This window comes from Micromonospora sp. NPDC007230 (genome assembly GCF_042869115.1).
Classification (GTDB): Bacteria; Actinomycetota; Actinomycetes; order Mycobacteriales; family Micromonosporaceae; genus Micromonospora.
On the sequence record NZ_JBIAFE010000035.1, the window covers coordinates 19,308 to 41,671 of the forward strand.

At 68.1% G+C, this 22,364-nt stretch carries 21 protein-coding genes and 1 pseudogene; 2 read left to right on the plus strand and 20 right to left on the minus strand.

The genetic code is table 11. From position 1 onward, the window contains the following. Window positions 1–333: 333 nt before the first annotated feature. From ACFYML_RS32855 to ACFYML_RS32935, 17 genes and pseudogenes are all read right to left on the minus strand, one after another. Window positions 334–987, minus strand: a complete 654-nt coding sequence (locus ACFYML_RS32855; RefSeq protein ID WP_387424336.1) for an acVLRF1 family peptidyl-tRNA hydrolase — start codon at window positions 985–987, stop codon at window positions 334–336. Between the two features lie 220 nt (window positions 988–1,207). Beyond that, complete coding sequence (locus tag ACFYML_RS32860; RefSeq protein WP_387424337.1) at window positions 1,208–1,918, minus strand: hypothetical protein; 711 nt, start codon at window positions 1,916–1,918, stop codon at window positions 1,208–1,210. A gap of 775 nt (window positions 1,919–2,693) precedes the next feature. Further along, window positions 2,694–3,362: a hypothetical protein gene (locus tag ACFYML_RS32865; protein WP_387424338.1), complete on the minus strand. Its 669-nt coding sequence runs from the start codon at window positions 3,360–3,362 to the stop codon at window positions 2,694–2,696. After that, a complete protein-coding gene (locus ACFYML_RS32870; protein ID WP_387424339.1) occupies window positions 3,359–3,907 on the minus strand; it encodes a SigE family RNA polymerase sigma factor in 549 nt (182 codons plus the stop codon). Before ACFYML_RS32870 ends, ACFYML_RS32865 begins: the two co-directional genes overlap by 4 nt. A gap of 163 nt (window positions 3,908–4,070) precedes the next feature. Further along, window positions 4,071–4,463: pseudogene (locus tag ACFYML_RS32875) on the minus strand (transposase family protein); the annotation flags it as partial. 412 nt (window positions 4,464–4,875) lie between these two features. Further along, complete coding sequence (locus ACFYML_RS32880) at window positions 4,876–5,211, minus strand: hypothetical protein (protein WP_387424340.1); 336 nt, start codon at window positions 5,209–5,211, stop codon at window positions 4,876–4,878. Next, the gene (locus ACFYML_RS32885; RefSeq protein ID WP_387424341.1) at window positions 5,211–6,269 is read right to left on the minus strand and encodes a hypothetical protein; all 1,059 of its coding nucleotides are present in this window, start codon (window positions 6,267–6,269) and stop codon (window positions 5,211–5,213) included. The genes ACFYML_RS32880 and ACFYML_RS32885 overlap by 1 nt, the downstream gene beginning before the upstream one ends. Window positions 6,270–6,559: 290 nt before the next feature. Then, the gene (locus tag ACFYML_RS32890; protein WP_387424342.1) at window positions 6,560–7,699 is read right to left on the minus strand and encodes a hypothetical protein; all 1,140 of its coding nucleotides are present in this window, start codon (window positions 7,697–7,699) and stop codon (window positions 6,560–6,562) included. A 732-nt stretch (window positions 7,700–8,431) separates the two neighbouring features. Then, window positions 8,432–9,058, minus strand: coding sequence for a LysE family transporter (locus ACFYML_RS32895; protein ID WP_387424343.1), 627 nt, complete (start codon window positions 9,056–9,058; stop codon window positions 8,432–8,434). A 344-nt stretch (window positions 9,059–9,402) separates the two neighbouring features. Continuing rightward, the gene (locus ACFYML_RS32900; RefSeq protein ID WP_387424344.1) at window positions 9,403–9,819 is read right to left on the minus strand and encodes a metal-sulfur cluster assembly factor; all 417 of its coding nucleotides are present in this window, start codon (window positions 9,817–9,819) and stop codon (window positions 9,403–9,405) included. Then, window positions 9,816–10,292, minus strand: coding sequence for a Fe-S cluster assembly sulfur transfer protein SufU (gene sufU / locus ACFYML_RS32905; RefSeq protein WP_387424345.1), 477 nt, complete (start codon window positions 10,290–10,292; stop codon window positions 9,816–9,818). The genes ACFYML_RS32900 and sufU overlap by 4 nt, the downstream gene beginning before the upstream one ends. Beyond that, window positions 10,292–11,596 (minus strand): cysteine desulfurase, encoded by a 1,305-nt coding sequence (locus ACFYML_RS32910; RefSeq protein ID WP_387424346.1) that lies wholly within the window; start codon window positions 11,594–11,596, stop codon window positions 10,292–10,294. The genes sufU and ACFYML_RS32910 overlap by 1 nt, the downstream gene beginning before the upstream one ends. 20 nt (window positions 11,597–11,616) lie before the next feature. Next, entirely contained in the window at window positions 11,617–12,390 is a 774-nt protein-coding gene (sufC, locus tag ACFYML_RS32915; RefSeq protein ID WP_387424347.1) for a Fe-S cluster assembly ATPase SufC, read from the minus strand. Next, on the minus strand, window positions 12,390–12,716 hold the full coding sequence (locus ACFYML_RS32920) for a non-heme iron oxygenase ferredoxin subunit (protein WP_387424348.1): 327 nt from the start codon (window positions 12,714–12,716) through the stop codon (window positions 12,390–12,392). The genes sufC and ACFYML_RS32920 overlap by 1 nt, the downstream gene beginning before the upstream one ends. Next, window positions 12,716–13,855, minus strand: coding sequence for a Fe-S cluster assembly protein SufD (sufD, locus tag ACFYML_RS32925; protein ID WP_387424349.1), 1,140 nt, complete (start codon window positions 13,853–13,855; stop codon window positions 12,716–12,718). The genes ACFYML_RS32920 and sufD overlap by 1 nt, the downstream gene beginning before the upstream one ends. Before the next feature lie 139 nt (window positions 13,856–13,994). Next, window positions 13,995–15,425, minus strand: coding sequence for a Fe-S cluster assembly protein SufB (sufB, locus tag ACFYML_RS32930; RefSeq protein WP_357445468.1), 1,431 nt, complete (start codon window positions 15,423–15,425; stop codon window positions 13,995–13,997). After that, window positions 15,422–16,222, minus strand: a complete 801-nt coding sequence (locus ACFYML_RS32935; protein ID WP_387424350.1) for a helix-turn-helix transcriptional regulator — start codon at window positions 16,220–16,222, stop codon at window positions 15,422–15,424. The genes sufB and ACFYML_RS32935 overlap by 4 nt, the downstream gene beginning before the upstream one ends. Before the next feature lie 98 nt (window positions 16,223–16,320). Between ACFYML_RS32935 and ACFYML_RS32940 the strand changes: the two genes are divergently transcribed. Beyond that, window positions 16,321–17,283, plus strand: coding sequence for a heme A synthase (locus ACFYML_RS32940; RefSeq protein WP_387424351.1), 963 nt, complete (start codon window positions 16,321–16,323; stop codon window positions 17,281–17,283). 215 nt (window positions 17,284–17,498) lie between these two features. On the opposite strand, the gene ACFYML_RS32945 is transcribed toward ACFYML_RS32940, so the two are convergent. From ACFYML_RS32945 to ACFYML_RS32955, 3 genes are all read right to left on the minus strand, one after another. Beyond that, window positions 17,499–18,410, minus strand: a complete 912-nt coding sequence (locus ACFYML_RS32945; protein ID WP_387424352.1) for a RimK family alpha-L-glutamate ligase — start codon at window positions 18,408–18,410, stop codon at window positions 17,499–17,501. A 7-nt stretch (window positions 18,411–18,417) separates the two neighbouring features. After that, window positions 18,418–18,750, minus strand: coding sequence for a hypothetical protein (locus tag ACFYML_RS32950; protein ID WP_387424353.1), 333 nt, complete (start codon window positions 18,748–18,750; stop codon window positions 18,418–18,420). 246 nt (window positions 18,751–18,996) lie between these two features. Then, the gene (locus tag ACFYML_RS32955) at window positions 18,997–19,956 is read right to left on the minus strand and encodes a heme o synthase (RefSeq protein WP_387424354.1); all 960 of its coding nucleotides are present in this window, start codon (window positions 19,954–19,956) and stop codon (window positions 18,997–18,999) included. Between the two features lie 264 nt (window positions 19,957–20,220). On the opposite strand from ACFYML_RS32955, the gene tkt reads away from it, so the two are divergent. Next, the gene (gene tkt, locus ACFYML_RS32960) at window positions 20,221–22,359 is read left to right on the plus strand and encodes a transketolase (RefSeq protein ID WP_387424355.1); all 2,139 of its coding nucleotides are present in this window, start codon (window positions 20,221–20,223) and stop codon (window positions 22,357–22,359) included. The last annotated feature ends 5 nt before the right edge of the window (window positions 22,360–22,364 follow it).

Here is a 22,364-nt window from a genome sequence, read left to right on the forward strand (position 1 = left end):
CCACGCGCCTCCTTTGCTCTGCAGCCACATACGCAGCGGCCACGGTGCGTGAGCGTTGCGGATATGGCTGCAGAGCAAAGCGAGGGGGGAGGACTGTTCCGCCTGTCCGGGCCGACAGAGAAACCACCTGGTCAACCAGCTCGGGCCGGGCAGCTTGCCGCCGGGTGGCAACGCAAGCTCGGTCACTCTTCGTGTCTCCAGCCCGAACCGCTATCCCGCCACGTTCCGTTGCGATCTTGGACAGGTCGGGACGCCGACGGGCACCGCCAAGGTGGCCAGGACGTCTTCAGCCCGAGCGAGCGGGCACCGGGCGCGGGGCCAGGGCAGGTCAGGTCAGTCGCGGTCGCGGTCGCGGACCAGGACGTGCACCGCGCGGGCCGCAGCGATCGCGTTGACCAGCACCGCGTGCCGGGGTTCCGGCACGTCGAGCAGCCGGTCGGCGCGCAGCGCCGCGAGCGGGGCCAGCCGGCGGTCGGCCAGCACCGTGTCCACCGCCCGGCGGTCACCACCGCCGACCAGGGCGGCCAGGGTCGCCGCCTCCGGCAGCAGCAGACGTACCGTCAGCTCCACCGCATCGCCCAGGGCCGCCTTGGCCTGGTTGTCCCGCCGCCGGGCGAAGCGCTGCTGCGACCAGCCACCCGCGGCGGTGCGGCCCTGCACGTAGCGGGTGTCCACCTTGGAGACGACCAGCTCGGTCCCTTCGGCGACGCCGACCGCCACGGCGCCTTTGCGGGCCAGCAGCAGGCCGAGCCGGCGAGGCGCGCCGGCGGCGGCCACGAACCCGGGTACGTCGGCGCCCGGCGGGGCGCCGGGCGGGGTGTGCAGCTCGGCGGTCGCGCCGTCCGGGGCGGCGAGCAGCAGGCCGTACCCCTGGACGGTGGTGGTGGGTGGGCCGTGCCGGTCGGCGAAGCCCTCGACCCAGCGGGCGACGCGGGTCGGGTCCAGCTCGACCCACCGGCCGCCCCCGGCCGCGGGTCGACTGCTCATGCGACGACGGTACGGCATCGGACATCGTCCCGGCACGACGGGAAATGGAACGCGGGAGGACACCGAGGTCGGCGTCCTCCCGCGCTACCGGTCGGTCAGTGGACGGTGAGGTTGCCACTCGTCAGGTTGACCTCGGCGGTCCCGTTCCCCGCCCAGTCGGACGAGAAGAGCAGGGCGCAGCCATGATCAACTTAGGCTAAGTGACTCTATCTTAGAGGGATCAGTTGCCGCCAAGAAGGCTGAGGTGGACAGTATTGAATGTCGCGTTGTATTGCCGCACGCAGTCGTCGTGGTGAGCGTATGCCTGGTCCGCTAGTTCTTGGCCGGCCTCGGCGTCGAGCTCTTCAGCTCGAAGCCCCACATACTCGTGAATTGAATCGACTGAGTTGAGGGAGTATCCGTGCGCAGCCATACAAGTGAGGTACTCCGCCTCGGCCCCCTGCACTGAGGGATCGGACTCGACTTGGTCGAGGATGGACTGCGCGCGATCAAGTTCGGCCTCCAAGTCGACCCTGGAGGCTGTCTCGAGCGTGCTGTCGTAACAGCCTTCCAAGGAGTCGGTGCCCCACAGCGCGTCACCCCAAGCTTGCTGCTGCCCCGGCTCCAGCGTTGCCACGTGCAGTTCATTCGGATCGGGGGGTAGATTCTGCGATGCTTCTTCTACAGCGGCCTTGACGTCGCTGCCCGTAGCCTCCGCCGCAGCACGCGCCTCCTCAATGATGAGGTCCCCGGGAACGGTAGCAACATACTCAAAGCCGCGACTCTCCATACATTCGGCCACCAGTTGCTGATGCCGGAGCACCTGATCGCGTACCTCGCTCGGCTCCTCACCATGTGCGGATGGCTGGAAAAGAACTGAGGCACCTATTGTCGCTGCGATGAGCGCAGCCACCAAAAGAAGTGAACGATTACGGCGGTTCGAGAGTTCCATAATGGCGATCCGATCGCGTCAGTCGACTACTTGGAGGAAAGCGTTGGACCGGCCGTATGCAGCTTGGAACCTGTCGTGCAGGTGGCTGCGGTCGGTCTGGTTGATCTTTATGCACCCGTTAGATGCATAATTCGAGCTTGTCCATCCAGAGTATCCTTGCGAGTGAATGTACAGTTCCGTCCGCGTAACGGAACCCGCCGCACACCTCTTCGAGCCGAGATTCCAGACCCACCCTCGGACAACCTCGCTGCCCCAGGTCTTGTAGATGTGCTCGAAGCGAGTGCTGTCCCTCCCGTCAGGCCAGTAATAGCCGTTGGGCAACCACCCTTGATTACTCAGGCAGTCATTCTTACTTCCGTTGCCACTGCCAGCGCGTTGACTGATTCGGTACCGAATGCCGCCCACGCTGACATACGCGACGAGCTGGCTATTCAATGGACTTGTCGGGTTCTTGTCGAACGTAAACCATGGAGAAGAGTTGCCCGTACCCCATCTCTCGTCCGTGTAGGCCATTGCGGGCGTCGACCCAGTAGTGATAATCATCACTGCGGCCACGCCCAAAACCAATAGCGCGTTCGACACTCTTTCGAGCAGACCTTTACCTTGCGACAAGACGCTCCCTTTCTCGAGCCCCAAGCGGGCACAGAATGGCGCGAAACGGCGGAACCCCCCAAACGTGGTGGTTCCGCCGTTCCGCGACATAGATCACGCTACACCATTTCCGGCGACGAGGCGATCTTCAGGGAGCAGCCCGTTCCAAACAGCCCCAAATGGGTCAGAAACGTCCATCAATGGAGGCGGCGATCATCCATCGGATGTCCGATTCGGAAATCTCGTACGGAATTGGCTGCGGCCGCCACAGCAGGACGTAAAAGGTGCGGTTGTAGACCCATTCCGCCTGCTGAATGTCCTCGCTGCCGCCCCTGAGGTACATGCGAACCTCGACGCCGTTGATGCGCAAGCGCTCCGGCGCGACGTCGTCCACGCCGTGATCCGGCAGCGCCGCGATGTGGGGGTCCCGGACGAGGCGCAGTAACGAACTGCCCGGGTAGTCGGACGGGAGCGACTTGTCGACGATGTCCGACTCATATGCCCCGTTGGATGGCTTCTCGCGGCGTTTGGTGAAACGCTTCGCCGGCTCCAGGCCTGGAGTCAGGCTCGCGGTGGTCGGAGTCGGGCTCGCGGCGGAGGACGATGCCGGGGTAGACGGCGTCGCCGCGGCCGTGGGGCCAGCTGCCGGGTGCGGCTGACGTGACGCCAGCGGAAGGTTTGACAGAGCGGCACCGAAGCCGAGGATGACCGTGGCGGTGGCACCCGCCGCCAGCAGGGCCCGTCGCCGGCTGCGGTGTTGCTTGCCTCGGGCCAGGATGGTGGAAGCGTCAAGTGATGGGGCGGTGGCGGCGATAGCGTCCATCGCTTCGTGCAGGTCCCGATCGGTCTTCATCGGTTCTGGCTTCCTTCCCGCGCTGCGGTCTGCAGACCGTCGAACGGCTTGTCCTGAAGTTCCCGGCGCAGCTTGCGCAGTGCTTTGTGGCAGGTGGCCTTGACCGTGCCGACGCGCATCTGGAGCATGTGGGCCACGTCGGCCTCGGTGCGGTCATCCAGATAGCGCAGGACGACGACGGCCCTTTCCCGCCGGGTCAGCTGCCGCAACGCGGCGAGCAACGCCTGCCGGTCGTCGACCGTGCCGAATGGGGCCTCGCCGACTTGTTCAGGCAGGGCGGCGGTGGGCGCTTCGTAGCGGCGGTGGGCTATCCGCCACCAATCCGTCACGGCGTTGGCGACTGCGGCGGCGACGTACGCGTACGGGTCGTCGCGTTCGATCCGGCTCCAACGTCGATACGCCCGGACGAGGACGCCTTGAACGATGTCTCGGGCGTGCTCGACGTCGCCGCACAGCAGGTACGCGTGTGCCACCAACCGGCCGGAGCGCGTGGCGACGAAGGCCGCGAAGGACTCGTCGACGTCCGAACCTGATCCGATCTCCATGACTTCCTTGACGGAGGACCCGGCCAGAAGGTTTACCACAGCGCCGAGAATTCTCTAGATTCTTGGGTTCGAGAATCTGAACGCGGGTTAGGTTTCAGGCTGCGGTTTTGAGTCGCGATGTGGCGATGTAGTGAGCCCTTTTCATCCTGGGTAGCGGCTGGTCTCGACGCGGTGCAGGGTTGACGGCCTCCTGGCGGCAGGGCAGCCTCGACCGGTACCGGTGACGTTTGAACGGCGTGCGCACGCTCCCGCCCGCTCCTTGGTAGCCCGCGTCCCCGAACGTCATCAGGTGGGGCCCGGTCACGGCGTCTGTGATGCCGTGAACGCGGGCGGCGCTCAGGTCATGGGTGGCGCCGGGCAGCGCGGCCGACGCCCAGATCCGACGAACTGCCGGATCGGCGATGACCTGCACGTTCACACCGTGCCGCTTGTGTTAAATGGGGCCTCTGGTCGGCGACACGGTCGGTCGGGATCAGGCGTGCCGTCGAGGATCGCGTACGCCAGCTTGCGGATGCTCCATCGCAGTAGCCAGGTCGTCGGCGGCTGCAGCGAGCAGCACCCTCGGCGAGGTGGTTCAGGGTTCGACTGGACAGCGGGATAATGGCGGGGCAAGAAAGCACGGCGAGGCTCCCGGTTCTGTCCTACCTGGAGCCTCTCCCTCATCGATCTCCGGGCCCTCGCACCCGTCGTGAGCGGCATGATCACGATGGGCTCAATGTTGGTGGCCAACGCCGGGCGGTGGGCGGGCTGTTGCGAGTAGCTGACCGCACCGGCGTTGAACTCACGTCGGTCAAGAGCGCGGCGAGGCGCCCTGTTGACGCACGGCGGTCCCCACACAAACAGGGACCTGCTTCGGACGCATCTCGATCGCCGCCGCCCCCCTGCGTCAGCCCAGCCGCCGGTTCCGACTTCTGCCCCTCGCCGGGCATTCGCCACGGCTGATTCGACCTACGAGCCCAGCGCAGTCATCAGCGAGCAGTAGTAGTTCGATTTTCCAGAGCTGCGGAAGTCATCAGGAAACACCCGACGGCGTTAAGGAGCAGGAAAAGCGAAACCGCCACAAAGCGGACCTCGGGATGCTCCACCGCCATGGTCGAGCCGGTGATCACTCGCTCGACGAAGTGCCAAACCGGCCACATAGCGAGCGCCGACCATGCCGATAGGAAGGCAAGGCAGGCGTACAGGGCAAATCTCGCATGCGCGCCAGAACGCCTGCCCGAGCGGACGGCTAGGACCAGACCGCGGATGATCACCGCCAGAAGGACAAAGACTAGCCCCAGATATACAACGGTCTCGGTGTTCATTACGTCTCCTCTAGAACTTCCGCCAGGCACTCTTTCAACTGATCGACAGACCAGTGCGACCGTTGAGTTGAAGTTCGCCAAGCCAGGTTGGTTGAGGCTGTACCGCCATACGCTCTCTTGATCAGCTTTTCAGGCACTACCGAGTCTAGCGGCGACGAGACAAGGCAGGTCTGGACGTTCCCCGGGCGCACCGAGCCCGTAATGGGTTGACGCTCGGCGCAAGGCAGGAAGCTAGCGGCAAGCACATCACGCGGACTTGCGATCTCGCCGAAAGGCTCAGTCCATCCCCCCAGGACAGCACAAGTCTCTTGAACCAATGCCAGGTAGCCGGGCGAGATAGATGTACGACCATAGCGCTTCCAATACGCATCCGAGAGGCGCCCAATGGTTTTGAGACTGGACTGGTCGGGATACTTCTCCATATCGGCCACACTGTCGGCAAATGAGTTGTCATCAAGGTAGCCTCGACTAATCTCGGCCGACAAATAGTCGAAGTAGGTCACCGGCAAGCTTCTGCCCTCAACTTCGCTCGCGCCATTCGCCGATACATCTTTCGTTCGACCGGCAATGACCGACGACTGTGAATTCACGAGTTGGGCTGCGTTGACACCAACCGGGAACGGGCGAACCAAGACCGCCCATGCCAAGTCGAGTGACGGACCCACCACCTCAGGTTTTAGATACGTCAACCGCACCGAACCCCAGGAATGTCCGATGAACCCCGTCACGCGAAGTTGTTCGCGAGAAAGAATAGCGCCCACTAGTTTCGAATACGAATTCGGGTCGAATCCCCAGGATGGCGCGGTCGAACTCAACTGGCATTCGTCACGCAGGCTTGCGCCCTTACGAGGCGCCTCCGCCGGGTCACCACGAAGCGCTACATAAAACTCTGTAAGTGCGGAGCTGCATTCCTGCGGCAAGCGCTCGGTAACCCAGGGCTCTTCTAGAAAGAGAAGATTGTGGTCCTGACCAAGTTCAGGAAATTCGTTCCGATAACCGCCGAGATTTGATCCACCAGAAAGGACCGCATTCCCGGGTCCTCCAATATCAACGATCACCGTTTTGTCTGTCGCACGCTCTGCCGGCAACAGCGCGTATCGCCAGATCCGTCCGCCGATCTCGATGTCACGGCACGGTTCACGGGTTCGTTGCGTCTCACATGTAATCTTAACGTCGGTTGCCGCAATCCCTGCCGTTACCCGTTCATTTCCCCGAGGCCAGAGCGCCGCGACGAACGTACCCGTAGCAACCACAATTGAGAATGCGACAATAGCTCGACCGGCGCCTCGGGCGCTGCGGTGAATCCGCAGCGCCCGAGACCGAGGCCGTGCATTCCGGCCTGCAAACATCACCAGCCGCTGTCCTTCGCCGCGAATGCAGTAGGCGGGTCGCACGCTGCTCCGAAGAACGTGCACCACTGTACTTCAACGTAGTTGTAGTCGGCCCACGACGGCGTCACCGTAGAACCACTCGACGTAAAGTCGCCGGCATGATCCATCCGAAGCTGGGCGTCCCCGGTCCGCTTGCCTTGCCCATCAACATAGAGGTCCATAGCAATGGTGCGTGATGTGGTGTTCGGCCTCTGAAGGAATTCCTTACATTTGTTGATAGGAATCGTGATCTTACCGGTAGCTCCGCCGTAGGTCCCGCCGATCTCGAGGTTGACCAACGTAGAACAGCTTTCCGTCATCGCCGGCGGAATCCATTTGTTCAGAGAAGCCACCCGAGATGCGGTCGTCTTCCACGGTCGAGAAGCAACATACATGTCAGTCGTGTACCGACGCTCATCGGCGTATGAAACCGGAGCCGGCGTCCACAACGCCCACCTGTTGTAGATCCAATGCTTCTGACCGGTGCTCCCGCCGTTCGTCTGCTGGAACTTTTCGTAGCAGGACACAATCTTGTGATCCCACGACGACCAGTAGCCAGGCTTGAACCAACTCGTGGTGCAACCGTTGCTCCGCCGCGCCATGTTCGAGTAGTTGAAGGCTGTGTTATAGCCCGAGCTCGGGGCAACTTCAGCCGCATCGGCGGTCTCATCGGGCTGGAACTCGACTCCGAGCCCGGTGACCTTCTCGCCATCCTGCGAGCGCTCGCCGTAGGTAATCTTTTCTGGGGAGTTCTCGCCCTCCCAGACAATGTCGACTTTCTCGTCTTCGCGGAAGGGGTCGGGAAGCGATCCATAGCGAACGATGGCGTCATCCACCAAGCGTCCATCCCGAGCCTGGTCGTCTAGATAGGAATCCATCCGATCCCGGCCCCGCCATTTCCCATCCGGGCCGGGCCTGGCGACAGTATCCACCTCCTCCGCGCCAAACTCGATGACCTCCGTCACCGGCTCCTCAGCAGAAACCTTGGCTGAGGCCGGCGCAGCAGGCAAGGCCGTGGCAACCGCGACAGCAACCGCACCAATCACTGCCGCCGCCGCACGATCCCACACCTTCCCGCCGCTATCCCAATTCTGGCGGCTTCCGCCGAATTTCGTCACGTTACCTCCGGTAGGGGCTTCAACTAGACACAACGCTGCGAGTGGCGACAGCTCTTGGCAGCGCCACTCGCAGCAGCAGTGACTGTACTGATCTTGAACCCAGCAGGCAAGACGGCGAATGGATCGCAAAGACCCCGGAAAAAGTCCAAAAACGAGGCTTATGGGCGCTGATACCCCTGCAGTTGAGTGCCCGCTTTAGCGCATATATCGGGTGTTTATTGGGATTCGCCCGGCCGAATGCCAGGCAATTCGGGACCCCCGACCCCATTTAACCGGATTAATAACGCAATGTCTGCCGGCCTTGTCTGATGCAAATCAAATTCACAAACCGAAAATTTGCCGGCATGCATGGGTCGAGCCCATCCACTGGCAACTGTGAAGATTCAGCCTCTCCCTCGATCTGGCTGGCGTCACTTGGCTCTAATCCCACCACGCTTGACGTCTGGTGCCGTGCCAATGCCGGCACGGATACCAGGGTCGACGGAGTGATCCACCCACGACCTGCGGTAGACCTTCAACCTGCCCCACCTCGACATCGACGTCAGGGGGTCTGCGTCGCCATGATCGATAACATCACTGAAACGGGTCGCCAACGAAACCCCCCGAACCTAACGGGACGTCCAACGGCAACGCCGCCCGCGAGATAGGCGATTCGGATGCCTCCAAACGGTTTGTCGGACAAGCCGTCTGCCGATTCGAAGCCTTCACACCGTCGGCAATCGTCGGCCGTAATCACGCGACGGGGAGCGTGGCGACGGCGAGCGCCGCGATGATGGCGCTGGACAGCAACGCGGTCACCCGGCGCCCACGCGCACCGGTGAGCGCCCGGCCGATCAGCGTGCCACCCCCGGCGATCACCAACTGCCAGCTGGCCGAGGCGAGGAACGCCCCGAGGACGAAGAGCAGTGCGGCACGCGGGTCCGAACCGCCCACATCGCCGCGACCGAGGATCAAGGCCGCGAAGTAGACCACGGTGGCCGGGTTGAGCAGGGTCAGCGCGAGGATCGCGGTGAACGCCCGCGCCGGGGTGTCCAGGCCACCGCGCCCGACGGCCGCCCGGGCCGGGACAGCGGGGCGCAACGCTCGCCAGGCCCCGTGGCCGGCGAGGGCGAGCAGCACCCCGGCGGCGACCCACCGCAGCGGCCCGCCGAACGGCGCGAGCCAGCCGGCCACCGCCGCGCCACCGAGGGCCGCCACCGCGGCGTAGAGGCCGTCGGCGGTGGCCACCCCGAGCGCGGCCGCCGCGCCGACCCGGAACCTGGTACGCGCGCTCAGCCCGAGGATGAGGATCGCGATCGCGCCGACCGGTATGGCGACGCCGTAGCCGGCGACCAGGCCGGCGAGGAACGCCCCGCTCACGACGGTCGGAGGCGGGTCGAGGCGGACCCGGGCGCGGTGCGCTGTCGACGCGCGACGGTCGCCGCGCGGACAGGAACCTGCTTCGGGTACGCCTCGATCACCCCGCCATCCTGCGTCCACCCCGCCGGCTCCGCCACCCGATTTCCGCCCCCGCACTCCATCGCGTCCCGCACCCCCGGCACTCGAGATCGCGCTAGTTCCTGGATGTAGTGGCCTGGTCATCGCCCCGAGGCCACCACATCCAGGATCGAGCGTGACCTTGGCGGGCCGGGCGGACAGGCGGCGAAAACGCGTCGAGCGCGACGCCCGGAGGGCGCCGCGCTCGACAGCGGTGATCGGTCGGGTCAGACGTTGAAGCCGAGGGAGCGGAGCTGGTCCCGGCCCTCGTCGGTGATCTTGTCAGGGCCCCACGGCGGCAGCCACACCCAGTTGATCCGGATGTCGTTGACCAGTCCGCCGCCCGGGCCGGTGGTCAGCGCCTGCCGGGCCTGGTCCTCGATCACGTCGGTGAGCGGGCAGGCCGCCGAGGTCAGCGTCATGTCCAGGGTGGCGACGTTCTCGTCGTCGACGTGGACGCCGTACACCAGGCCCAGGTCGACCACGTTGATGCCCAGCTCCGGGTCGACGACGTCCTTCATCGCCTCCTCGATGTCGCCGATCGCGGCCTTGCCGGCCGGGGCGGCCCCGCCGGTGGCCGGCGTCGCCGCGCCGTCGGTCGCCACGGCGCCGGCCTCCGGCGTGGTGGTCTCGTCGCTGCTCATGCCTTCACCTCCGTCGGGCTCACGCCCACCCCGGCGCGTGCCGCGGCGTCCTTGAACGCCATCCACGACAGCAACGCGCACTTCACCCGCGCCGGGTAGCGCGCGACACCCGCGAACGCCACCCCGTCACCGAGCACTTCCTCGTCCGGCGTGACCTGGCCACGCCCGGACATCAACGCCACGAACGCCTCGTGCACCACGACCGCGTCGTCCGCGGCCCGGCCACGCAGCAGCTCGTGCAGCACGCTCGCCGACGCCTGGCTGATCGAGCAGCCCATCCCGTCGTACGAGATGTCGGTGAACACCTTGCCATCGGTGGTCACCCGCACGGTGATCTCGTCGCCGCAGGTCGGGTTGACGTGGTGCGCCTCGCCGACCCGGGCGTCCGGGTCCGCCGACTCCCGCAGGCCACGGCCGTGCGGGTGCTTGTAGTGGTCCAGGATGATCTCCTGGTAGAGCTGGTCGAGCTGCATCAGTCGAACACCTTCCGCACCTGCTCGAGACCGGCCACCAGCGCGTCGATCTCCTCCGTCGTGGTGTACAGGTAGAACGACGCGCGCGTCATGGCCGGCACCCCGAACCGGGTGCACACCGGCTTCGCGCAGTGGTGCCCCACCCGGACCTGCACGCCGAGCGAGTCGAGCACCTGCCCGACGTCGTGCGGGTGCACGTCGCCGAGCGCGAACGAGATCGTCCCACCCCGGCCGACCGGCACGTTCGGGCCGAAGATGCGCAGCCCCGGCACGGTGGCGAGGGCGTCCAGCGCGTACGCCGTCAGCTCCTTCTCGTGCCACTGGACGGCACGCATGCCGATCCCGCTGAGGTAGTCCACGGCCGCGCCGAGCGCGACGGCCTCGGCGATCGGCGGGGTGCCCGCCTCGAACCGGGCCGGCGGCGCGGCGAACGTCGACCGGGCCATCGTCACCGTCTCGATCATCGAGCCGCCGCCGAGCACCGGCGGCATCGCGGCGAGCAGCTCCGACCGGCCCCAGAGCACACCGATGCCGGTCGGGCCGCACATCTTGTGCCCGGTGAAGACGATGAAGTCCGCGTCGAAGTCGACCACGTCCACCGGCATGTGCGGCACCGACTGCGAGCAGTCGAGCAGCAGCAGGGCGCCCACCTCGCGAACCCGCTGGGTGATCCGCGCGGTGGCGTTGACCGTGCCCAGGATGTTGGAGGTGTGCACCAGCGAGACGATCTTCGTCCGCTCGGTGACCAGGTCCGCCAGCCCGGACTCGTCGAGCCGGCCGTGGTCGGTGACCGGGAACCAGCGCAGGGTGGCGCCGGTCCGCTCCGCCAGGAGCTGCCACGGGACGATGTTCGAGTGGTGCTCCATCTCGGAGATCACGATCTCGTCGCCCGGGCCGAGCCGGAAGCGTGGGTCGGCGTCGGCGCGCACCGAGGCGTTGGAGAACGCGTACGCCACGATGTTGATCGCCTCGGTGGAGTTCTTGGTGAACACCACCTCGTCCACGCTCGGCGCGTTGATGAACGCGGCGATCTTCGCGCGGGCCCCCTCGTACGCCTCAGTCGCCTCGGTGCCCAGGGTGTGCACCGAGCGCGACACGTTGGCGTTGTGCCGCGCGTAGTGCTCGGCGAGCACGTCGAGCACCTGCCGCGGCTTGTGCGAGGTGTTGGCGCTGTCGAGATAGACCAGCCGGTGCCCGTTGATCTCCCGGTCCAGGATCGGGAAGTCGGCGCGCACCGCGTCCACGTCGTAACGTGGCACGTCGTCGTACTGCGGCATTCCCGGCGGGATGGCGATGGTGGTCATATCCGCGGTCCTTCCGGCTCTCAGGCCCGCGCCGAACCGGCCCCGGCGACGTACCGCTCGTAGCCCTCTTCCTCGAGCTTGTCGGCCAGCTCCGGGCCGCCCTGCTCGACGATCCGGCCGGCCACGAAGACGTGCACGAAGTCGGGCTTGATGTAGCGCAGGATCCGGGTGTAGTGGGTGATCAGCAGCAGGCCGGTGTCGCCGGTGTCGCGGACCCGGTTCACGCCCTCGCTGACCACGCGCAGCGCGTCCACGTCGAGGCCGGAGTCGGTCTCGTCGAGGATCGCCATCTTCGGCTTGAGCAGCTCCAGCTGCACGATCTCGTGCCGCTTCTTCTCGCCGCCGGAGAAGCCCTCGTTGACGTTGCGCTGGGCGAACGCCGGGTCCATCTGCAGCTTCTCCATGGCGCCGCGCAGCTCGCCGGCCCAGGTGCGCAGCTTCGGCGCCTCGCCGTCGATCGCGGTCTTGGCGGTACGCAGGAAGTTGGCGACGGAGACGCCGGGGACCTCGACCGGGTACTGCATGGCCAGGAAGAGGCCGACGCGGGCCCGCTCGTCGACGGACATGGCCAGCACGTCCTCGCCGTCGAGGGTCACCGAACCGCCGGTGATCTCGTACTTGGGGTGGCCGGCGATCGAGTACGCCAGGGTCGACTTGCCGGAGCCGTTCGGGCCCATGATCGCGTGGGTCTCGCCCGACCTCACCGTCAGGTCGACCCCGTGCAGGATCGGCTTGAGCTCACCCTCGGGCAGCTTGACCGACACCTTCAGGTCGCGGATCTCCAGGGTGCTCATTATCGGGTCACTCCATTGCTCGGCGTCAGGCTGACGTAGATGTCGCCGTCGCGGACTTCGACGGGATAGACGGGAACGGGTTCGGTCGCGGGCAGCCCGGTCGGCTCACCGGTACGCAGGTCGAAACGGGATCCGTGCAGCCAGCATTCCAGCGTGCACCCCTCGATCTCGCCCTCGGAGAGGGCCACCGCGGCGTGCGAGCACTCGTCGTACACGGCGTAGAAGTTTTCGTCCTCGCCGTGCACGATCGCGATCTGGGTGCCGTCGACGTCGGCGCTGATCGCGGTGCCCTTCGGCACGTCCTCGGTCGCGCAGATCCTGATCATCAGGCGCCGGCCTTGGTCAGGCGGGCCTCGATCGCGTCGCCGAGCCGCTCGCGCAGCTCCTCGACCGGGATCTTGTTGATCAGCTCGGCGAAGAAGCCGCGGACCACCAGGCGGCGGGCCTCCTCCTCCGGGATGCCGCGGGCCATCAGGTAGAAGAGCTGCTCGTCGTCGAAGCGGCCGGTCGCGCTGGCGTGGCCGGCGCCGGCGATCTCGCCGGTCTCGATCTCGAGGTTGGGTACGGAGTCCGCCCGGGCGCCGTCGGTGAGCAGCAGGTTCCGGTTGATCTCGTAGGTGTCGGTGCCGGTCGCCTCGGCCCGGATCAGCACGTCACCGACCCAGACCGTGTGCGCGCTGTCGCCCTGCAGGGCGCCCCGGTAGCCGACGTAGCTGCGGCAGTCCGGCACCGTGTGGTCGACCAGCTGCCGGTGCTCCAGGTGCTGGCCGGAGTCGGCGAAGTAGACGCCGTACAGCTCGGCCTCGCCGCCCCGGTCGCCGTACTCCACCGAGGTGTACTGCCGGACCAGGTCGCCGCCGAGGCTCACCTGCACGTGGATCACCTTGGCGTCGCGACCCAGCCGCACCTTGAGGTGCTGCGCCTGGACGGCGTCGTCGGCCCAGTCGGCGACGGTGACCAGGGTCAGCTTCGCGCCGTCGGCCACCGCCACCTCGACGTTGTCGGCAAGGGTGGCGGAGCCGGCGTGCTCCAGCACCAGGGTCACCTCGGCGAACCGGCCCACCTCGACGAAGGTGTGGCCGAAAGCCAGCTTGTCGGCGCCCTCGCCGACCACCCGCAGGCGCGCCGGCGCGGTCACCACCGCGTCCCGGGCGACCTGCACCAGCAGCGCCTGCTCGGCCCCGCCGTACGCCAGCGCGCTGACCCGGTCGAACGGGGTGAGCACACTGCCCACCCGCGGGTCGTCCTTGCCGATCCGGCTGACGGTGACGCCCTCCGGCAGGTCGGCGTACTCGTGGCGGACCGTGCCGGTCGCGGCCTGCGCCTCAACCAGGCCGCGCAGGCGCTTGAGCGGGGTGAAACGCCACTCCTCCTCCAGGCCGGTGAGGGCCGGGAAGTCTGCGACGTCGTACGAGCGGAGCGCCTGCGACTTGGTGGCGGGCGGCGCGGAAGCCTGGGTAGTCATCTCTTCCTTGCTGTTCTGCGACGGCGGTGTTTCGTGCTGGGTCCGGCGGGCCGGTGTCACCGGCCCGCCGGGCGACCACTCCGGCTCGGCGCGTCTTCCGCCGCGCCGCGACCCGGAGCACTCGTCGGGGTGGCCGGGGTCAGCCGACCGCGCCCTCCATCTGGAGCTCGATCAGGCGGTTGAGCTCCAGGGCGTACTCCATCGGCAGCTCCTTGGCGATCGGCTCGATGAAGCCGCGCACGATCATCGCCATCGCCTCGTCCTCGCTCAGGCCCCGGCTCATCAGGTAGAAGAGCTGGTCCTCGCTGACCTTGGAGACGGTCGCCTCGTGACCCATCGACACGTCGTCCTCACGGATGTCGACGTACGGGTAGGTGTCCGAGCGGGAGATGGTGTCGACCAGCAGCGCGTCGCACTTGACCGTGCTGCGGCTGCTGTGCGAACCCTCCAGCACCTGCACCAGGCCGCGGTACGAGGTGCGGCCGCCGCCCCGGGCGATCGACTTCGACACGATGGTCGAGGAGGTGTGCGGCGCGGCGTGCACCATCTTGGCGCCGGCGTCCTGGTGCTGGCCCTCGCCGGCCATGGCCACCGAGAGCACCTCGCCCTTGGCGTGCTCGCCGGTCATGTAGACCGCCGGGTACTTCATGGTGACCTTGGAGCCGATGTTGCCGTCGATCCACTCCATGGTCGCGCCCTCGTGGCAGACGGCGCGCTTGGTGACCAGGTTGTAGACGTTGTTCGACCAGTTCTGGATGGTCGTGTAGCGGCAGCGCGCGTTCTTCTTGACGATGATCTCGACCACGGCGCTGTGCAGCGAGTCCGAGGAGTAGATGGGCGCGGTGCAGCCCTCGACGTAGTGCACGTACGCGCCCTCGTCGACGATGATCAGCGTCCGCTCGAACTGGCCCATGTTCTCCGTGTTGATCCGGAAGTAGGCCTGCAGCGGGATCTCCACGTGCACGCCCTTCGGCACGTAGATGAACGAGCCACCGGACCAGACGGAGGTGTTCAGCGCGGCGAACTTGTTGTCGCCGACCGGGATGACCGTGCCGAAGTACTCCTTGAACAGGTCCTCGTGCTCGCGCAGTGCGGTGTCGGTGTCGAGGAAGAGGACACCCTGCTCCTCGAGGTCCTCACGGATCTTGTGGTAGACGACCTCGGACTCGTACTGCGCCGCGACACCGGCGATCAGCCGCTGCTTCTCCGCCTCGGGGATGCCCAGCTTGTCGTAGGTGTTCTTGATGTCCTCGGGCAGGTCCTCCCAGGAGGCGGCCTGCTTCTCGGTGGACCGGACGAAGTACTTGATGTTGTCGAAGTCGATCCCGGTGAGGTCGGCGCCCCAGGCCGGCATCGGCTTGCGCTCGAACAGCCGCAGGCCCTTCAGGCGCAGGTCGAGCATCCAGGCCGGCTCGTTCTTCTTGGCCGAGATGTCCCGCACCACCGCCTCGTTGAGGCCACGCTGGGCGGACGCCCCGGCGACGTCGGGGTCGGCCCAGCCGTACTCGTAGCGACCGAGGGCGGCGAGCTGCTCCTCCTGGGTCAGGGGCTGGACGATCTGCTCGGTCATCTATCTGTCCTCACAGTGGTGACGGTGTTACCGGACTTACGCGGCTGGGCCGGGATGTGCGTGGTGCACACCCCGTCGCCATGTGCGATGGTGGCCAGGCGCTGCACGTGGGTGCCGACCAGACGGGAGATCACCGCCGTCTCGGCCTCGCACAGCTGCGGAAACTCGGCGGCCACGTGCGCCACCGGGCAGTGATGCTGGCAGAGCTGGCCGCCGGAGGCGATCGTGGACGCGTTGGCAGCGTAGCCCTCGGCGGTGAGCGCCCCCGCGAGCGCCTCCGCCCGCGCGAGCGGGCCGTCGCCGGCGTCCTCCATGGCGGCCCGGCAGCGGGCCTCCAGCGCGGAGACCTGCTCGGCGGCGAACGCCTCGACCGCCTCCGGGCCGCCGGTGCGGGCGATCCACCGCAGGGCGGCGGTGGCCATGTTGTCGTAGTGGTGGGTGCCGCAACGCACCCGGGCCGACTCGGTCAGCGCGAAGACCTTGGCCGGGCGACCCCGCCCCCGGCTGCCCCGGACGACCTGCTCCCGGGCGACCACGTCGCCGTCGGCGAGCATCGCGTCCAGGTGTCGGCGGATCGCCGCCGGGCTCAACCCGAGCGCCGAGCCGAGCTGGGCGGCGGTGGTCGCGCCCTGCTCCAGCAGCAGCTGGGTGACCCGGTCGCGGGTGGAAAGATCGGTGGACGCGGCCTGCGACGACTCCAGCTCGGCGCGCCTGACGCCGCGCCGCGACCTGGGGCCGTCGCCGGCGACCTGCCCGGTCGCCGGCGGTTGCCCGGAGAGCGCCGCCGCGTTTTTCACAACAGCAACGTTACGTAATTCGCGGGGGGCCTGCAAACCGGTACCCCGGTGATTCCCGACACCGGGGTACCGGAGTCACCCGATCGGGGACCACTACGGTGCGTAGGATTCGCTCCGTGAAGCCATCCGTCCGGTTCCCGGTCTCCCCCGCGCTGCTGCGCCGCCTCGCGTACGCCTCGATCATCGCGAACGTGGCGATCGTGGTCACCGGCGGGGCGGTCCGGCTCACCGCCTCCGGTCTCGGCTGCCCCACCTGGCCCCGGTGCACCGACGAGTCTTACACCACCACGCCGGAGATGGGCGTGCACGGGGTGATCGAGTTCGGCAACCGGCTGCTCACCTTCGCGGTGGGCGTCATCGCGCTCGCCGTGGTGCTCGCGGTGCTGGCCCAGCGGCCCCGCCGGCGCGGGCTGCTGCCGCTCGCGGTCGGCGTGCTGTTCGGCATCCCCGCCCAGGCGGTGATCGGCGGGTTCACCGTGCTGACCAACCTCAACCCGTGGGTGGTCGGGCTGCACTTCCTCGCCTCGATGGTGGTGATCGCCGCCGCGTACGCCCTCTGGCGGCGTACCGGCGAGCCGGACGTCCCGGCGACCCCCACTGTGCCGGCGCCGCTGCGCACCCTGGCCGCGCTCACCACGCTGGTGAGCGCGGCGGTGCTGGTGATCGGCACCTGGGTGACCGGCAGCGGCCCGCACGCCGGCGACCAGGGCGCGGCGCGCAACGGGCTCGACCCGGAGTCGATCTCGCAGGTGCACGCCGACGGGGTCTTCCTGCTGATCGGCCTCTCGGTCGCGCTGGTCTTCGCGTTCCGCGCGGTGGGGGCCGCGCGGGCCACCCGGGCCGCCGTGGTGCTGGTCGCCGTCGAACTGGGTCAGGGCCTGATCGGCTTCGTGCAGTACTTCACCCACCTGCCGGCGATGCTGGTCGCCGCGCACATGCTCGGTTCCTGCCTGGTGCTGCTGGCCACCCTGGCCGTGCTCTGGTCGACGCGGGAGCGCCGCCCGGTCGCCCCGGCACCGCAGCCCACCCGGGCCCCCGAGCCCGCCACCGCCGCCGCCTGACCCGCCCCACCTTCCTGGCCGCCGCGCTCAAGTTCCGCGCAATTCCCCTGATGTAGTGGCCTCTGCGCGCGTGGTGGCCACTACTTCGCTGGAGTTGTGCGGATCTCGGCCGCGCCGAGCGGGGCGGGGCGGCGGGGCCCGTCAGCGGGCGGGGCGACAAAAGGAACGGGTGCGTTTGTCGTCGCCGTGGGGACGACAAACGCACCCGAAGACGGTCAGCTCAGGTGGGTGGCGATCGCCTCGGCGAGGCGGTCGGGGGCACCGTCGGCGTACCCGATGAACAGGCTGGGCTCGGTGAGCTCCAACTCGACCAGGACGGGCGACCCGTCCGGGCCCGGGATGAGGTCCACCCGGGCGTAGAGCAGCCGCCCCGGGCCGCCGGGCAGCACGGCCAGGGTCTTCTCCGCCACGGCGAGTTGCTCGGGCGTGGCCGTCCGGGCAGCGATCTCCTCGCGCTTGTAGAGCTCCGCGACGCCCAGGTCCGGGCCGACCAGCATGGGACCCTTGCGGATCGCGTGGCTGAACGCCAGGCCGCCGGGCCCGGCCAGGAAGAGCAGCGCAGTCTCCCCGGCGGTGTCCACCGCGTCCAGGTACGGCTGGACCATGGCGACCCGGCCGGCCTCGGAGAGCCGCCGCACGTGCGCCACGGCCAGTTCCCGGTGCTCCGGGTCGGCCAGGTCGTACCGGCCGGTGTCCTGGCTGCCGGCGCTGACCGCCGGCTTGATCACGTACTCGCCGGTGTCGGCGGGCGGCGTCCAGTCCCGCCCCGGCTCCACCCAGGTGGTCGGGACGGTCGGCACGCCGGCGGCGGACAGCTCGGCCAGGTAGCGCTTGTCGGTGTTCCAGGCGACCACGTCGGCCGGGTTGACCAGGCGCGGGACGGTCTGCGCCCAGGCGACGAACTCGTCGCGGCGCAGCGCGTAGTCCCACGGCGAGCGGAGCACGACCAGGTCGTACGCCGACCAGTCGGCGGCCGGGTCGTCCCAGACCACCACCTCGGCGGTGATGCCACGGGCGGCCAGCGGGGCGAGCACGAGCCGGTCGTCCGGGTCGAGGTCGGTCAGTGTGGTGCAGGTGACGAGAGCGACCCGGGGTTCCCCCCGGGTCGACTGGTAGTGGTGGGTCATCTGTCGATCAACGAGCCATCGTGCGCCGGGCCATCGACCGCCAGAGGTCGTTGCTCGGACGCATCTGGTCCATCAGTTCACGCTCCCAGGCGTTCTCGACGGCGACCCCGGCCTTGGCGCAGGCCTGCCGCGCGACGTCGGTGTCGTCGGCGAACTGGTCGGCCCACACACCGTCCTCACCCACGAGGACGATCCGCGCGCCGCGCTTGCCGACGTACTCGATGACCGCCTTCGCCCCGCCGTGCCCGGCGGCGAACGACTTGATGCCGGCGACCAGGCCGTTTGGGGCCTGCTCGGCGGTCTGTTCAGCCGTCAGCGTCGTATCGGAACCATCTGCCATGACGCGAAGCCTAAGCAGACTTCCACCCACATGTGCGAGAACGATGAACCAATTGTGATGCCAATTACCTACGGGTTTAAGGAAGACCACAGGTTTTTCGCCCGGATATGTCGGATAAGGAGGGGCGAAGCGGGCGGGCCGAATCGGCCGGGTCTGTCCCGGTTGAACCCACCCGGCGAACCCCGAAAAAAATTCTGGAAAAGATCCTCGACCCGGGGGATCCGCGTCCCCGCCGGGACGGCCGGATCAGAGCAGGGCGTCGAGCGCGACGGCCACGAAGAGGATGGTCAGGTAGGTGGTGGACCAGTGGAACAGCCGCATCGGCTTGACCGCCTCGCCCCGCGCCGCCCGGCGGCAGAGCTTGTGCGCCTCGACCACGAAGACACCGCCCACGACCAGTGCCGTCACCCCGTAGATCGGGCTCATCCCGAGCGGCCAGACGGCCAGTGAGGAGAGCAGGGTCAGCCAGGAGAAGATCAGGATCTCGGCGTTCACCCGACGGACCGAGGCCACCACGGGCAGCATCGGGATGCCGGCCCGCGCGTAGTCGGCCTTGTACTTGATCGCCAGCGCGTAGAAGTGCGGCATCTGCCAGAAGAAGACCACCGCGAACAGGCCCCACGCGGCGGGAGCCAACGACCCGGTGACCGCGGCCCAGCCGATCAGCACCGGCGCGGCGCCGCAGGCACCACCCCAGAAGGTGTTGGTCGCCGTGGTCCGCTTGAGCCAGAGCGTGTAGACCAGGTCGTAGTAGGCGATCGCGGCCAGGGTGAGCCCGGCCGCCAGCCAGTTGGTGAACACGGCCATCAGCGCGACCGAGATCACGGCGAGCACCAGACCGAAGATCAACGCGCTGCGCGGCGACACGGTGTGCGCGGGCAGCGGCCGGCGCTTGGTGCGCCGCATCAACTGGTCGATGTCCCGGTCGATGTAGCAGTTGAGCACGCTGGCCGCGCCGGCGGCGAGCGAGCCGCCGACCAGGACCACGGCCATCAGCCAGAGCGAGGGCAGGCCCCCGTCGGCGAGCATCATCGCCGGCACGGTGGTGACCAGCAGCAGCTCGACGATCCGCGGCTTGGTCAGGGCCACGTACGCGGCCACCACGGCCCGCACGTCCCGCCGAGCGCCCGCCGAGGCCTCCGCCACCGCGCCCACCGGCGGCTGCCCGGCAGATTTGCTGACGGGGCGCTCGGTGATCATGCTCACGGATTGCCACCTTCCGGCTTGGCGGGGGAGGTCGGGGTCGGGTCGGACCCGTCGGGGTCCACACACCGACCCACAGACTACGCGTCGTCGTTTTGGCTGCCCCGGAGACCCGACAACGGTGCGGGCCGTCACAGTCCGCGGTGCACGACCGATCCGGTCGGAGGAGTACAGACGAGCATGCGGAGATCCCCGGGCGTACGTTTAGGACCGCTCGATAGGGTCATCAGTGAGGGTTCCGCCCATCTGCCGAGGAGCACAACCAACGTGGCTGCCAACCGACCCGAGCTTCCCGCTCTCAACTGGTCCGACCTTGACCGCAGGGCCGTCGACACGGTCCGCGTGCTGGCCATGGACGCCGTGGAGAAATCCGGCAACGGCCACCCGGGCACGGCGATGAGCCTCGCCCCGGCTGCGTACCTGCTCTTCAACCGGGTCATGCGGCACAACCCGGCCGACCCGAACTGGCCCGGCCGGGACCGGTTCGTCCTCTCCGCCGGGCACTCCAGCCTGACCCTCTACATCCAGCTCTTCCTCTCCGGCTACCCGCTGTCCCTGGACGACCTCAAGGCGCTGCGCCAGTGGGGCTCGCTCACCCCGGGTCACCCCGAGCACGGGCACACCCCCGGCGTGGAGACCACCACCGGCCCGCTCGGCCAGGGCCTCGGCAACGCCGTCGGCATGGCCATGGCGGCGCGCCGGGAGCGCGGCCTGTTCGACCCGGAGTCGGAGGCCGGCGACTCCCCCTTCGACCACGACATCTGGTGCATCGCCTCGGACGGTGACATCGAGGAGGGCATCAGCCACGAGGCCAGCGCCCTCGCCGGCCACCAGCAGCTCGGCAACCTCTGCGTGATCTACGACGACAACGAGATCTCGATCGAGGACGACACCCGCATCGCCAAGAGCGAGGACGTCGCGGCCCGCTACGCGGCGTACGGCTGGCACGTGCAGACGGTGGACTGGCGCCGCGGCGACGCCGACCAGGGCGACTACCACGAGGACGTCGAGGCGCTGCACCGGGCGCTGCTGGCCGCGAAGGCGGAGACCGCCCGCCCCTCCTTCATCGCGCTGCGCACCATCATCGGCTGGCCCGCGCCCAACAAGAAGAACACCGGCAAGATCCACGGTTCGGCGCTCGGCGCCGACGAGGTGAAGGCCACCAAGGAGATCCTCGGCTTCGACCCGCAGCGGACCTTCCAGGTCGACGAGGAGGTGCTGGACCACGCCCGCCAGGTGATGGCGCGGGGCGCCGCGGCCCAGGCCGCGTGGACCACCGCGTTCGACGGGTGGGCGAAGGCCAACCCGGAGCGCAGGGCGCTCTGGGACCGGCTGGCCGCCCGCAAACTCCCCGAGGGCTGGGCCGACGCGCTGCCGACCTTCCCGGCGGACGCCAAGGGCATCGCCACCCGGGCCGCCTCCGGCAAGGTCCTGGAGGCCCTCGCCCCGGTGCTGCCCGAGCTCTGGGGCGGCTCGGCCGACCTGGCGGAGAGCAACAACACCACCATGAAGGGCGAGCCGTCCTTCATCCCCGCGGTGCACGCGACGAAGGACTTCCCGGGCCACGAGTACGGGCGCACCCTGCACTTCGGCATCCGCGAGCACGCCATGGGCGCGATCCTCAACGGCATCGCCCTGCACGGCGGCACCCGCCCGTACGGCGGCACGTTCCTGGTGTTCAGCGACTACATGCGCCCCTCGGTGCGGCTCGCCGCGCTGATGAAGCTGCCGGTGGTCTACGTCTGGACGCACGACTCGATCGGCCTCGGCGAGGACGGCCCGACCCACCAGCCGGTGGAGCACCTGACCGCGCTGCGCGCCATCCCCGGCCTGGACGTGGTCCGCCCGGCGGACGCCAACGAGACCGCGTGGGCGTGGCGGCAGGCGTTGGAGCACGGCGACCGGCCGACCGCGCTGGCGCTCAGCCGCCAGCCGCTGCCGACCCTGGACCGCACCGACGTGGCCGGCGCCGAGGGCGTGACCAAGGGCGGCTACGTGCTGGCCGACGCCTCGACCGGCAAGCCGCAGGTGATCCTCGTCGGCACCGGCTCCGAGGTGCAGCTCTGCCTGACCGCCCGGGAGCGGCTGGAAGCGGACGGCACCCCCACCCGGGTCGTCTCCATGCCCTGCCAGGAGTGGTTCTTCGCGCAGGACGAGGCCTACCGGGAGTCGGTCCTGCCACGCGGGGTAAAGGCACGGGTGAGCGTGGAGGCGGGTATCGCCATGTCCTGGCGCGGGATCGTCGGCGACTGCGGCGAGAGCGTGAGCCTGGAGCACTACGGGGCGAGTGCCCCGCACACGGTGCTCTTCGAGCAGTTCGGGTTCACCCCCGACCGGATCGTGGCCGCCGCGCACGCGGCACTGACCCGGGTGGGCGACATCACCGGTAACCCAACCGGCAACTGAGGGGA